Annotated in this window: 11 protein-coding genes and 1 pseudogene; 7 read left to right on the top strand and 5 right to left on the bottom strand. The window is 72.8% G+C overall.

Annotated features, from left to right (window positions below; genetic code table 11):
• The first annotated feature begins 120 nt into the window (after positions 1 to 120).
• Positions 121 to 3402 carry a BTAD domain-containing putative transcriptional regulator gene (locus AB0J76_RS47245; protein ID WP_352323306.1) on the top strand — a complete coding sequence of 1094 codons (3282 nt, stop codon included), beginning with the start codon at positions 121 to 123 and terminating at the stop codon, positions 3400 to 3402.
• 154 nt (positions 3403 to 3556) lie between these two features.
• Positions 3557 to 4528, top strand: coding sequence for a winged helix-turn-helix domain-containing protein (locus AB0J76_RS47240; RefSeq protein WP_352323305.1), 972 nt, complete (start codon positions 3557 to 3559; stop codon positions 4526 to 4528).
• 297 nt (positions 4529 to 4825) lie between these two features.
• Here AB0J76_RS47240 and AB0J76_RS47235 read toward each other — a convergent pair whose 3' ends face one another.
• Positions 4826 to 5251, bottom strand: coding sequence for a spore-associated protein A (locus tag AB0J76_RS47235; RefSeq protein ID WP_352323304.1), 426 nt, complete (start codon positions 5249 to 5251; stop codon positions 4826 to 4828).
• Between the two features lie 146 nt (positions 5252 to 5397).
• On the opposite strand from AB0J76_RS47235, the gene AB0J76_RS47230 reads away from it, so the two are divergent.
• From AB0J76_RS47230 to AB0J76_RS47220, 3 genes are read left to right on the top strand one after another with little or no spacing between them, the layout of a single operon-like run.
• Positions 5398 to 5967, top strand: coding sequence for an FAD-dependent monooxygenase (locus AB0J76_RS47230; RefSeq protein ID WP_352323303.1), 570 nt, complete (start codon positions 5398 to 5400; stop codon positions 5965 to 5967).
• Positions 5955 to 6239, top strand: coding sequence for a hypothetical protein (locus AB0J76_RS47225; protein ID WP_352323302.1), 285 nt, complete (start codon positions 5955 to 5957; stop codon positions 6237 to 6239). Before AB0J76_RS47230 ends, AB0J76_RS47225 begins: the two co-directional genes overlap by 13 nt.
• Positions 6209 to 6808 (top strand): TetR/AcrR family transcriptional regulator, encoded by a 600-nt coding sequence (locus AB0J76_RS47220; RefSeq protein ID WP_352323301.1) that lies wholly within the window; start codon positions 6209 to 6211, stop codon positions 6806 to 6808. Before AB0J76_RS47225 ends, AB0J76_RS47220 begins: the two co-directional genes overlap by 31 nt.
• A 64-nt stretch (positions 6809 to 6872) precedes the next feature.
• On the opposite strand, the gene AB0J76_RS47215 is transcribed toward AB0J76_RS47220, so the two are convergent.
• Together AB0J76_RS47215 and AB0J76_RS47210 are read right to left on the bottom strand one after the other, a co-directional pair.
• Positions 6873 to 7535, bottom strand: a complete 663-nt coding sequence (locus AB0J76_RS47215; RefSeq protein WP_352323300.1) for a response regulator transcription factor — start codon at positions 7533 to 7535, stop codon at positions 6873 to 6875.
• Entirely contained in the window at positions 7532 to 8701 is a 1170-nt protein-coding gene (locus AB0J76_RS47210) for a histidine kinase (RefSeq protein WP_352323299.1), read from the bottom strand. Before AB0J76_RS47210 ends, AB0J76_RS47215 begins: the two co-directional genes overlap by 4 nt.
• Before the next feature lie 194 nt (positions 8702 to 8895).
• Between AB0J76_RS47210 and AB0J76_RS47205 the strand changes: the two are divergent.
• A pseudogene (locus AB0J76_RS47205) lies at positions 8896 to 9420 on the top strand (protein kinase); the annotation flags it as partial.
• Here AB0J76_RS47205 and AB0J76_RS47200 read toward each other — a convergent pair.
• Together AB0J76_RS47200 and AB0J76_RS47195 are read right to left on the bottom strand one after the other, a co-directional pair.
• Positions 9402 to 10433 carry a hypothetical protein gene (locus AB0J76_RS47200; RefSeq protein WP_352323298.1) on the bottom strand — a complete coding sequence of 344 codons (1032 nt, stop codon included), beginning with the start codon at positions 10431 to 10433 and terminating at the stop codon, positions 9402 to 9404. The pseudogene AB0J76_RS47205 and the gene AB0J76_RS47200 overlap by 19 nt on opposite strands.
• Complete coding sequence (locus tag AB0J76_RS47195; protein WP_352323297.1) at positions 10430 to 10909, bottom strand: SigE family RNA polymerase sigma factor; 480 nt, start codon at positions 10907 to 10909, stop codon at positions 10430 to 10432. Before AB0J76_RS47195 ends, AB0J76_RS47200 begins: the two co-directional genes overlap by 4 nt.
• Positions 10910 to 10992: 83 nt before the next feature.
• Between AB0J76_RS47195 and AB0J76_RS47190 the strand changes: the two genes are divergently transcribed.
• Positions 10993 to 11877: a hypothetical protein gene (locus tag AB0J76_RS47190; protein WP_352323296.1), complete on the top strand. Its 885-nt coding sequence runs from the start codon at positions 10993 to 10995 to the stop codon at positions 11875 to 11877.
• Positions 11878 to 12335: the final 458 nt, after the last annotated feature.

The following is a 12335-nucleotide window of genomic DNA, read 5'->3' as shown; positions in this document are numbered from 1 at the left end:
GGGCGGCCAGCCGGCGGTCTTGGACGAATGTTCCCGTGGTTGGCGCCTGTGGTTCGGTCTGTTCGTGGGGGTGGAAGGGTTTGGGGGTCATTTGGGACGTCCGCATACGATGTCCAGATCATGGTCTTTATCCGAGTTCTGGGCGCTCTCGCGGCCGAGGTCGATGGCGAGGCGGTGCCGCTGGGCGGGCCGCGGCAGCGGGGTGTGCTGGCGTTGCTGGTGGCGGCGCGGGGGCGGGTCGTGCCGGTCGACCGGATGATCGAGGATCTGTGGCGTGGGGAGCCGCCTGCTCGGGCGTTGTTGTCGTTGCAGGCGTACGTGTCCAATTTGCGGCGGTTGCTGGAGCCGGGGCGTCCGCCGCGCACGCCGGCTCGGTTGCTGGTGAGCGCGGCGCCGGGGTATGCGTTGCGGTTGCCGTCGGGGGCGGTGGACGCGTGGCGGTTCGAGGAGTTGCTGGGCCGGGCGCGTGCGGACGTCGATGGGCGTGTCGCGCGGGCTCTGCTCGGTGAGGCGCTGGGGTTGTGGCAGGGGCCGGCGTTCGCCGAGGTCGCGGACGAGCCGTGGGCCGCGGCCGAGACGGCGCGGTTGGACGAGCTGCGTTCGGTGGCTGCCGAGCTGCATGTGGCGGCGGGGCTGCGTGTCGGTGATCCCGCTGTGGTGGTTGCCGAGGCCGAGCGGCTCACCCGCGAGGAGCCTCTTCGTGAGGAGGGGTGGCGGTTGCACGCCTTGGCGTTGTGGAGCAGTGGCCGTCAGGCGGATGCGCTGGCGACGCTGCGTCGTGCGCGTGGTGTTCTCGCCGAGGAGCTGGGGCTTGATCCCGGTCCTGAGCTGGTGGAGCTGGAGGAGGCGATTCTCGCTCGGCGGATGGATGTCCTGCGCGCGGCTGTGCCTGTGCCGGCCGTCCCGCCTGTATCGCCTGTGGCGGCCGTCCCGTTGCCGCGGGTGGCTGCTGCCGGGGGGACGGATCCGGTCGTCGGGGCGTCGGGTGTCGGGGCGTCGGGTGTCGGAGCGTCGTTCGTCGGACGTGAGGCGCAGCTGTCGGCGCTGCTCGCGGCCGCCGCCGAGGCCGCGGCCGACGGCGCCCGTGTCGCTCTTGTCACCGGCGAGGCGGGGCTCGGCAAGTCGACGTTGCTGGATCATTTCGGCAGGCGGCTCGAGCGTGAGGGGTGGCTGGTGGCCGTCGGCCGTTGCTCCGAGGTCGACGGTGCGCCGCCGGCGTGGGCCTGGACGGAGGTGCTGGGGGCCGCCGCCGCGTCGGCGTCTCCGGGTGAGTTCGCGCGCGATCTGGCGCCGTTGCTGGCCGATGCCGGGCCGGGGGACGCCGACGCCACTGCTGGGCGGTTCCGGCTGCGGCGGGCCGTGTGGGAGTGGCTTGCGGTGGTCGCGGCGGAGCGTCCGGTCGCCGTCGTTTTGGATGATCTGCATTGGGCGGATGCCGCCACGCTGGAGCTGCTCGGCGGTTGTCTGGGGCTGCGGGCGCCGATTCTGGTGGTGGGGGCGTACCGTGCGGACGAGGGCGGGCGTCTCGGTGAGACGCTGGCTTCCCTCGCGCGGGCGGCGCCCCTTCGAGTGGCGTTGCCGGGGTTGGACGGGGAGGCCGTGGCGCGGCTGGTGCGGGCTGAGTGCGAGGCCGATGACGAGACCGTCGCGGGGATCGCGGAGCGTACCGGTGGGAACCCGTTCTATGTGCGGGAGAGTGCTCGGCTGCTGAGCGGTGAGGGTGCGCTGGTGGCGTTGTCGGAGGTTCCCGAGGGGGTGCGGGACGTGCTGCGCCGCCGGCTCGCGCGGTTGCCGGAGGGTGGGGTGTCGGTCCTGCGGCTGGCTGCGGTGGCGGGTCGGGAGAGTTCGGTGGACGTCCTGGTCAAGGCTGCTGACACGGACGAGGACGGGGTGTTGGACGCGTTGGAGGCGGGTGTCATCGCCGGGCTTCTCGACGAGCCTGGTCCGGGCGTCGTCCGTTTTGTGCATGCTCTGGTGAGGGACGCGCTGATCGCGGACCTGAGCAGGTTGCGTGCCACCCGGATGCATGGCCGGATCGCCGCCGCGCTTGAGGGGGGCGATGACGTGGCGGCGTTGGCCCATCATTTTGCGCGCGCGGGTTCGCCGAAGGCGGTCGGGTACTGTGTGCGGGCCGCTGAGCTGGCGGAGGCCCGTTTTGCCCATGATGTGGCGGCTGATCTTCTTGCTGACGCGGTCACCCTTTCGGCCGGGCCGGAGGAGCGGGTGGAGCTGCTGGGCAGGTTGCTGCGTGCGCAGATCCGGGCGGGGGCCGTGGCTGCGGCCCGTGAGACGCGGCGGGCCGCCGTGGAGTTCGCGGAGTCGTTGGGGCGTGCGGATCTGATGATCGCGGCGTTCGCGGCGTGGACGGAGCCGACTCCTTGGCAGGCTCGTACGTACGGCACGGTGGATCGTCCTGTCGTGGAGCGTCTGAGTGGTCTGTTGGAGCGTGAGCTGGCTCCTGCGGTGCGGTCGCGGCTGCTGTCGGCGTACGCGCAGGAGCTGGTCGGTGAGGATGATCCGAGCGTTGTGGAGGCGGCTCGGGAGGCGCTCGATCTGGCCACGGAGCCGCGGTTGCGGGCGGCGGCGCTGGAGATTCTGGCCGAGGTCCTGGGTGATGCCGGGTTGTGCCGGGAGTTGGTGGAGATCGGGGTTGAGCATGATCTGCCGGTCTATCGTGTCTCCGGGTTGCTCAATCATGCGGGTGTCGCCGCTGCGGCCAATGATCCTGTGACGATGCGCCGGGTGATCGGGGAGGCTCTGGAGCTTGCGCGTGCGTATCGGATGCGTGAGGCGATCGCCGTCGCGGAGATCACGTTGGCGGGGCTGGCGCTCATCGAGGGCCGGTTCGCCGATGCCGAGGCTCTGTATGTGGAGGCCGGTGAGGGCATGCGGCGTATCGGGTCGGTGCATGCGACGGGTTTTCTCGAGCTGGCTCTGGCGACGATCTGGGTGAACGAGGGCACGCTGGGTGGGCGTCTGGAGGAGGTGCGTGCTGTGCACGCCGTGCTGGGTTCCATGGTGTCGGATCTGCTGGCGCTCGCGCTTCATGCCAATGGGCTGGATGCCGAAGCGCGGGAGGTCCGCACGCCACCTGGGCCGATTCGTCGGGATTTCTTCTTCACGTTCCTCGCCACGTTGCGCGCGATGGCTGTCATGGCCTTGGACGACCGGGACGCCGCCGAGGAGATCTACGAGGTGCTGCTTCCGTACCGCGACGGCCCTCCGGCGGGTGCGGAGAGCTTGTCGATGGCGTTGCGCCCGGTGGCTCACACCTTGGGTGAGCTGGCTGTCTTCCTGGGGCGTGCCGAGGCCGCGGCCCACTTCGCCCTGGCCGCCACCGTCGCCGACCGGTGGGACGCCCCTCACTGGGCCGCCGAGGCCCGGTCGCGTGCGACCGCCTAGCGCGCGCGATCTCGGCGTAGTCGAATCCGAACGAGGAAGCCGAGGGTCGGACCGAGGCGCATGGGGTCCGGCGCGGTTGTGGGCTTGTCTCCGGTGCGGCCCGTCAGACGGTCTCCTTGGCCGGAGGGAGTCGGCTCGGTGAGAATCGATCGTCATGATCCGTGTGCATTTCTCCGACGCCGACCTGCGCAAGATCACCTTCGCCCCGGCTCCCAACGCCCTGTGGGAGACGGTGCTGAGTGTGCGCCTCCTGCTGGGCGCGCCGGCGAGCAGGAGCTGGACGCGCCCCGGAGTGCGCCGGTTGTTCCGGCAGGTGGGCGGGAGTCTGGCCGAGCGGGCGGGGGTGCTGGCGCCCCTGGTTCCGCCGCGGAGTTCGGTGCCGGCGTTCCTGCTCCAGCCGGACGCTGGTGACTTCGCCGCCGGCGTCGAGCTGGCCAGTCAGACGCCGAGTTCCTACCTGGCGGCCGATCTGGGCGCGTTGTCGCCCGCCCAGCGGGCGGGGCGCTGGGCGCGGGAACTGGCCGGCGGCAGCTGCGGGGCGCGCCAGACCCTCGCCGACGACCTGCGTGGCTTCTTCGGCTCGTCGGTGGAGCCCTTGTGGTCGCAGATCCAGACGGAGGCCGGCGCCGACCGTGCGCTGCGCGCGGAGACCCTGCTGCGCGGCGGGGTGGACGCCCTGCTGGCCACGCTGCATCCCGGGTGCCGTTGGCTGCCGCCGACCCTGCACATCCCGGTCGACGGCGATCACGACGTCGCGCTGTGCGGGCGGGGGCTGCTGCTGATCCCGTCCTACTTCGCGCCCCGCCCGATGGTGATGTACCGGCCGGACGCGGCCACGGTGCTGGTGTATCCGATCTGCGTCACGGGACGGTCCGCCGGCGCGGACGAGGTGCTGGTGCCCTTGCTGGGCCGTACCCGTGCGGCGGTGCTGGCCGCGTTGCGCAGCCCGGCCACCACCACGTTCGTGGCCGGACGCGTCGGTGTCTCCCTCGGCTCGGCCAGCCAGCACACCACGGTCCTGCGCAACGCCGGGCTCATCTCGACCGTCCGGACGGGCAGCTCGGTCCTGCACGCCCTGACGCCGCTCGGGCAAGCCCTCCTGAACGGCTCCCCGGACGCCTGGTGACGGCGATGCCGCGGGGCCGGATCGTCGCGGCCCGGTTCGGCGTGCGCTCAGCGTCCGCGGTCATGCCTTCGTTCGAGCAGTCGGTGCTCAGTGCGTCGTCGACGCGGACATCGGTGACGACGCACTGAGCCGTCAGAGCCCGTGGTGCACGCCAGTGCCCTCGCCCCTGGGGTGCGGGCTCTCCTCGGGTTCCCTGCCGGGGCCGTCGCTGCCGACCGTGCGACGCGGCGTGCTCAGCGGTGGTGGCGGCAGGTCGACGGAGCGCCGTTCACGGCGGGCCCGCCGGTCGGGACGGTCTCAGCCGCAGTGCACGTTGTCGAGCTTGACGCTCGTCCACGACGGTGAGATGCCTTCGACGTCGATGCACTGTCCGGCGGCCGAGACGTACACGGGGCCGGCGTAGTACTGGTAGTTTCCGGCGTCGCTGTCCTTGCCGCTGCCGTCGCCCCTGGAGATCACGACGCCCTTCCAGCTCGTGGTGTTGGCGTAGGGGCCGTCGCCGTAGGTGAGTGCGCAGTTCTTGCCGGAGGCGGAGCTGTAGTAGACCTCCAGGATGCCGGTACGGTACCCGTACTTCTCGATGCCGATGTTGTAGACGCCGACCCGGGTGTAGCCGCTGCCGCAGGGCCCGGCCGCGCCGGCCGGGGCGGCGGTCGCCGCCAGCGTGGTGGCGGCGGTCAGGGTCGCGCCGGCCAGGAGGGTCGCCAGCTTGCGTGCTCGCACGAAGATCCTTTCGATTGCCCAATGTTGTGATCTTGACTACCACCGGCTCACTTCTGCCACACGCACTTCGTGATCAATGTGATAGTTCGCACAAATCGTCCCAACGGGATGCCGGACTTAGTAATCGGTACCGTATCGTTTACTAAGTGACTGACACCGTGCTCATCGCGGGCGCCGGCCCCACCGGGCTGGCCCTGGCCGTCCACCTGGCCTTGCACGACATCCCCGTCCGCGTCGTCGACGCCGCCCCCGCCCCCGCCACCACCTCCCGCGCCCTCGGCTTGCAAGCACGCGGCATCGAGGTCCTGGAACGCATCGGCGCGCTCGGCGACCTGCCTCAGCGCTCCCGGTCCTCGCTCAACATGTCCTACAACGAGGGCTCGCGCACCGTGCTGCGCCTCCACGTCGGCCAAGCCGTCGCCGACCAGCCGAAACAGACGCTGCTGATCTCGCAGGCCGAGGTCGAGGGCACGCTGCGGCGACGTCTGGCCGAACTGGGCGGCCAGGTGGAGTGGGACACACGCCTGGTCGCGGCCCGGCAGGACGACACCGGCGTCACCGCCACCGTCGCGACGGCCGACGGCTGCCCGCCGTGCAGCGCCGGCTGTGGCTGGCCGCCTCCCAGCTCGGCATCAGCTACCGAGGAGGACCGCTGGCCCCGGCCGAGCACCGGTGGAGGCCCGGGCTGCGTCCCGGCGACCGGATGCCCGACCTGACCTGCCGGCGGCCGGACGGCGTCCGCACCACCCTGCACGCCGCCGTCCGCGGACGCTGGGTCGTGCTCGCCGCCGATCAGCTCGTCGCCGCCCGCCACGCCGAGGCCGCCGCGGCGCGACTGGGCGCCGACCTGGTCGGCGCGCTCACGCCGGTGGAGCCCACCTCGTCCGACGTGACGCTGATCCGCCCCGACGGGCACATCGGTTGGCGTGGCCGTCCGGCACCCGACAGACTGACCACATGGCTGAACCAGGTGCTGTGGCCGGCGTAGAACGCCACGGCCGTCCCCGCGACCCGGAGAACGACGCCGCCATCCTGGAGGCGGCGCTGGATCTGTTGATCGAACGCGGCGCCGCGGGCACCAGCATGGAAGCGGTCGCCCAGCGCGCCGGCGTGGCGAAGCTGACCGTCTACCGGCGCTGGCGGGCCAAGGAGGACCTGTTGATGGCCGCCCTGGAGCACGCCCGCGCTCCCGACATCGACGCCGCCCCGGCCGGGCAGTCGATCGACGAACTGGTCCGCTCCGCCGCCGAGCTGCTCAGCCGGCCCCGCTTCCGGGCGCTGATGGCCCGCGTCATCGGCGCCTCGGTCGACTACCCGAAGCTGGTGGCCGCCTACACCGAGCGTTACCTGCGGCCACGGCTCAACGCCGTGGCGCAGGTCGCGCAGCGGGCCGTCGAGGCCGGTCACCTTCCGGCGGGCACCGACCCCGGCGTCGTCCAGGACATCCTGGCCGGCTCGATCGGGTCCGTCCTGCTCCTGCAGGCCGACGACGTGACCGCCGCACAGATCGAGCACCGGTTGCGAGCGCTGCTGCGCCACATCGGCTACCGGCCCTGACGGCGCCCGGTCGCCGTCCCGTCCATGCCCGCCGGTACGTTCCGCCGGGGCAGGGAGGGAATCTTCAGCCGGGCAGATCGTCGCGGCCCACGAGCCCGTTCTCGTAGGCGTGGATCACCGCGTGCACCCGGTCGCGCAGGCCCAGCTTCTGCAGGACGGCCCGCACGTGCGACTTCACCGTGTTCTCGCTCAGCACCAGCTCCGCGCGGATCTCGGCGTTGGACCTGCCGCGGGCCAGCAGGCCGAAGATCTCGACCTCGCGCGGGGTGAGGCCGTCCAGGGCCGCCGTGCGGCGCATCGGCGTCTGCCGCAGGAGGTCGAGGATCGTCGCGGCCACCCCCGGGGCCAGCGCCGCCGTGCCGGACGCGACGTCGCACACCGCCTGGGCCAGGGCGGCGGGCCGCACGTCCTTGGTCAGGTAGCCGCTGGCGCCGGCCCGGACGGCCGCCACGACCAGTTCGTCGTCGTCGAACGTCGTCAGCATGAGCACCCGGGTCGCCGGAGCGATCCGGACGATCTCCGCCGTGGCGGCCACGCCGTCCAGGCGCGGCATGCGGATGTCCATCAGCACCACGTCCAGGCGGTGCCGCCGGACGACCTCGACCGCCTGGCCGCCGTCGGCGACGTCGTGGGTGACCTCGATGCGTTCGTCGGCCGACAGGACCGTGCGCAGCGAGGCCCGCAGCAGCTCCTGATCGTCGACGAGCATGACCTGGATCGCGTTCATGCCCCCTCCTTCGTGGGCAGCCGCGCCCGCAGCACCCATCCGTCGTCCCCGTCGTCGATCGACAGGGTGCCGCCCGCGGTGCGCACCCGTTCCTCGATCCCCAGCAGGCCGGTCCCCTGGCCGGCGGCGCGGTGCGGCGCGCCGCCGCCGTCGTCGCGGACCTCCACCACCAGCTCGGCCGGGCTCCAGCGCAGGCTGACGCTCACCGCGACCGGCGGCTGGAGGTGGCGCAGCGCGTTGGTGACGCCCTCCTGCACGGTCCGGACCGCGGCGACCTCGGCGCTGAGGCTCAGCGGCCGTCGCTCACCCGCCTCCGCCAGCGTCACCGCGTGCAGCGGGCTGGCCGCCGAGGCCACCAGGTCGGGCAGCACGTCGAGCGAGATCGGGACGTGGCCGGGCCGGGATCCGGCGCGCGGCGCGGCGGACGGGCCCAAGGTGGCCAGCATCGCGCGCAGCCCCTGGTGGGCGTCCCGGCCGGTCTCGGCGATGCCGGCGAGTTCGCGCCGGGTCGCCGCGTCGGCCGTCGTCACCGCCGCGGCCTCGATCCGCGCGACCATGACGGTGACCGTGTGGGCGATCACGTCGTGCAGGTCGCGGCGGATGCCGGCCCGTTCGCCGGCGACCGCCGCGGCCAGCCGTCCGGCCTCGGCCCGCCGGGCGGCCTGCTGCCTGCGCCGTACCAGCAGGGCCGCGAGCCACACACCGCCGACCACCAGCATCAGCAGCCCGCCCTCGACCAGGCGGGCCCACACCGGGTCGGCGGGCAGCCGGGCCCACCCCACCAGCTCGGTCAGCACGATCCCGAGCGCCGCGACCGCCAACGCCGGCACCGAGGACCTGACCGGGACCAGGCCGGTCAGCCGCCACAAGGCGAAGGGGAAGCACGCCGCCGAGGGCAGCATGCTCAGCGACCATCCCGGGAAGGGCGTCAGCACCAGGACGAGCATGGCCGCCGCGCCGATCGCGTACCCCGCCCACGGCCGCCGGCCGGCCACCGCCGCTCCGGCATGGAGCAGGACGGCGGCGCCCGCCGCCGCCAGGACCTGCCACCAGGCCGCGCCCAGCTGCCGCGAGCCCACCAGGACGATCACCGTCAGGAGGGCCGGGACCGCGTGCGCCGCCACCGTCGTGGCCGGCCGGGCGCGGCGGCGCTGGGGGGCTGTCACGGTCGGTCGTCGCCTTCCGGTGGGCTCGTGGTGGGGGAGCCGTGCCCGGCTCGACCTGCCACAGGATAGCCAGCGGCCGAGGGGGCCGGGTGACGCGCGCCGGCGTCGAAGGACGGATGACGAGTCTGGACATTCGGCAGATACGCGCGAGCACGCATGGATAGGCTGCCACGACTTGATCAGGACGGGTCTGGAAGGCCCACGACGAGTCCCTCGACGTGCCCGTGGCGGTGAAGGAGGTCTGGCTGCCGTCGGCCACCTCCGAGGAGGAGCACGCGCAGCGGCTGCGCCGCGCCGAACGTGAGGCGCGCAGCGCCGCCCGGCTGCGGTCGCATCCGCACATCGTCACCGTCCACGACGTGGTGATCGAGGACCAGGCGCCGTGGATCGTCATGGAACTGGTCGACGGCGGCACCCTCGCCGAGCTGATCGCCCGGGACGGCCCCCTGCCGCCCGGAGCCGTCACGTCGGCCGCCAGGGGGCTGCCGACAGCGGCGGCGCCGGCGACCTGTACTCGCTCGGGGGTGACGCTGTACCAGGCGTTGGAGGGCGTGTCCCCGCTCCACCGGGACACCCCGACGGAGAGACCGAGATCTCCGACGCGTGCTTCTTCAACGATCTCGGCCCGTCGCAGTCCTCGGGCTGACCCGGGCGCCGGAAGGAGCTGCCTGCCGGCGCCCGGTCAGTCGCGCGGCGACGTTCAGGAGCGCCTGCGGTAGACGGCCACGGCCCAGCGGACCGGGCGGTTGGCGTCCTGACCCCAGATGCCCGCCCGGACGGTGACGGTGACCCGCCTGCCCTCCGGCACGGCCAGCTCGGTCATCGCCATCGGATACGGGCCGCTCCTCCACTGGCCGCAGGTGACCGTCGCCTCCTCGCCGCCCTCGACCCGGTACGTGAACCACATCCGCCTGGCCAGGTCACCGGCGCACAGCGCCTCAAGGCCCATCCTGCCGCCCTCGCCCCGGACCGTGACCGTGGCCGTCCCGTCCTGCGGCCAGAGCCGGTCCCGCGTCGCGCCGGCCAGCTCCCAGCCCGCCGGCCGCTTGGGGAAGGCTCTGAGCGGCCCGGGGTCGACCGGCCGCGCGGGAGGCGTCCATTCGTAGACGGCCAGGCTCCAGACCGCCTTGACGGGCTCCGGGGTCACGCACGGCGCCCCCTTCTCCTGGCGCGTGCACCCCCCGCCCCTGGTGGTCGTGTCGAACGTCACCGTGACCTGGCCGGCCCCCGCGGGCACCGGCAACGGGACCAGCTCCATGCCCTTCAGGCAGGGGGAGAAGGGCGGGGAGGCGCCGGCGGCGCGGCCCGCCACGGTGATCCGCGGCGCCGTGGCGCCGAACGAGCCGTCGCACAGCGCGGCCACGTCCAGCGGCCTGCCGGTGACCGGGATCGTGACCGACGTCCTCCGCGCGCCGTCCGTCCTGAGCGTCGCCGTCGCCAGCCGCCGGTAGCCGGTGCCGTCGTGGGCGGTGAACCGTTGCGGCAGCTCCCGGGCGGGGGCGGAGGCCGAGGTCGCGGGCTCGTGCCGCGTCACGGCGCTTTCGGGCAGCAGGGAGAGCACGGCCGCGCCCGCGGCCACCGTCGCCGCCACCGTCGCGGCGGCGGAGGTCAGGACCCTGCGCCGCCAGGTACGCCGCACGCGGCGGCGGACGAGCTCGTGGCGGTCCGGGACCGCGGGCGCGGGGCCCTCGGCCCGCTCCCGCAACATCTCACGCAGGTCCTGCACGCTCATCGGTACTCCTTCACGATCGACTCGTCCACGCGCAGCTTGGCCAGCGCCTTGGCGGTCTGGCTCTTAACCGTGCCGTCATGGCAGCCGAGGATCCTGGCCACCTCCTGCACCGACAGGTCCTCGTAGAACCGCAGCACGATCACCGCGCGCTGCTTGGCGGGCAGCCTTCCCACCGCCTCCCACAGCTCCTCGCGCCCGGACCGCTCGGCGTCGGGCACGCCCGGGTCGGGCAGCGTGCCGCTCGGCACCTCGCCGCGCCATCGGCGCCGCCACCACGAGGTGCAGGTCGTCACGAGCGCCCGCCGCACGTACGCCTCGGGCTCCTCGATGCGGGGCCAGGCGAACCACGCCTTGGCCAGGCACTCCTGGAGCAGGTCCTCGGCCGTTCCCCAGTCGCGGGTCAGCAGGTACGCCGTCCGCAGTAACCGGTCGGACCGTGAGGCCACGAAGTCGTCGAAGAGCTTCCTGTCTGGCACACACGTACTGACGCGGTGCCGGCGTGGTCAGGTTGCCTCGCCGCGCCGGCCACACCGATCCCGCCTTCTCCTATGATCATCGGGTGCCCTTGCCGAGGATCGCGCCGACGCTGCTCGTGCTCACCCTGACGGCCGGATGCGGCGGGCAGGACGCGACGGCGGCCCGGACGCCCGCCGAGGCGGTGGCCCAGCAGGCGAAGGACGGGGCCGGGGTCAAGGTCACCAAGGTCGTCCGGCTGACCTACGGCCACACGCCCCGGGCGGCGGGAGACCTGCTCGTGTCGGTCGACATCGGCGAGTACGACGAGAGCCGGACCACCGGAATCCTGCGCCTCGGCACGGCCGCCTCCGACCTGACCACGACCTTCCGCCGGACCAACATTCCCGAAGACCTGAAGCACCTCATCCCGGACGACCTGTCCGGCATGACGACCAGGGCGATCTCCGTCGGCGGCTCCGGCACCTACGAGCAGCGAGCCGACCGCAGGGACGTTCCCGCCGGCAAGAGCTGGCTGCACCACGGTAGCCCCGACTGCGGGATGGCGGCGCGCATGGCCGGGGTACTCGGCGCACGGACGGTCCTGTCACCCGAGGTGCTGAACAAGCTCGCGGCGCCTGCGCCCTCCTCCGGCGGGGTCATCGACGGGGTCGCCACCGTCGTCCATGCCGGAAGCGCCGCGCAGACCGAGTTCAGCATCCCGGCCCCGGGCGACGACCCCGCCATGGCGGCAGTGCTGCGGGAGCAGTACGGCTCGGCACGGGTCTCGTGGCAGTTGTGGGTCGGGCCGGACGGGCTTCCCCGCCGGGTCCGTCTCGTCGCGCCCAACCCCTTGGCCGAGGAGGGCGTGCCCAGGAACAGCGTGACCGAGATCGACTTCACCGACTGGGGCAACGACGTGTCCGTCGAGCCGCCGCCGAAGGACCAGGTCCACGAGAGCGGAAGCTGTCTGGCCCCCGAACCGTACTGAACACCCGGACCGTACCGAACAGCCGGCCCGTGCCGCATGCATCCTGGGCGTGACGTTTCCGTCCGGTGCCGGTTAGACGGGGATCACGGGTGCGCCGACGCACGTTCCGGTCCCGCCCAACTGTGGTGACGCCGCCGCCCTGATCGGGCGTCGCCGAGCCGGTCGCCGCAGGCTGATTCGCCCTTCAGTGGGTCCGGAATGCCGGACTTTCCCTGCCCGATTGTCCGGCATGACGGCCGATTCTGGCACGTGGATGGGTGTGACCAGCGGTAACAGAAATGTCGGTATGCCTACCGATGAACATACGTATTTTCGCGCAGTCAACCAACGCTTAGCGTCTGGCGGCAACAAGGCGAAACGGTTCGCTTGCTGTATCCGTCACCCTTTATCACCCCCCACATCCCCTCACGCCCCGCGACCCAGGACACCCCTGACCGCTCGGCGGCCCGCGCGCGCCC

Origin of the sequence: Nonomuraea sp. NPDC049624, assembly GCF_040675255.1 — a bacterium.
In the GTDB taxonomy this organism is placed as follows: Bacteria; Actinomycetota; Actinomycetes; order Streptosporangiales; family Streptosporangiaceae; genus Nonomuraea.
Note: the sequence above shows the minus strand (reverse complement) of the source record. Positions and strands in the feature narration are given on the sequence as shown.

Bases quoted from the DNA above. Each gene is read 5' to 3' on its own strand.
- AB0J76_RS47245 (WP_352323306.1), top strand. From the start codon at position 121: ATGGTCTTTATCCGAGTTCTGGGCGCTCTCGCGGCCGAGGTCGATGGC.
- AB0J76_RS47240 (WP_352323305.1), top strand. From the start codon at position 3,557: ATGATCCGTGTGCATTTCTCCGACGCCGACCTGCGCAAGATCACCTTC.
- AB0J76_RS47225 (WP_352323302.1), top strand. From the start codon at position 5,955: ATGCCCGACCTGACCTGCCGGCGGCCGGACGGCGTCCGCACCACCCTG.
- AB0J76_RS47220 (WP_352323301.1), top strand. From the start codon at position 6,209: ATGGCTGAACCAGGTGCTGTGGCCGGCGTAGAACGCCACGGCCGTCCC.
- AB0J76_RS47215 (WP_352323300.1), bottom strand. From the start codon at position 7,535: ATGAACGCGATCCAGGTCATGCTCGTCGACGATCAGGAGCTGCTGCGG.
- AB0J76_RS47200 (WP_352323298.1), bottom strand. From the start codon at position 10,433: ATGAGCGTGCAGGACCTGCGTGAGATGTTGCGGGAGCGGGCCGAGGGC.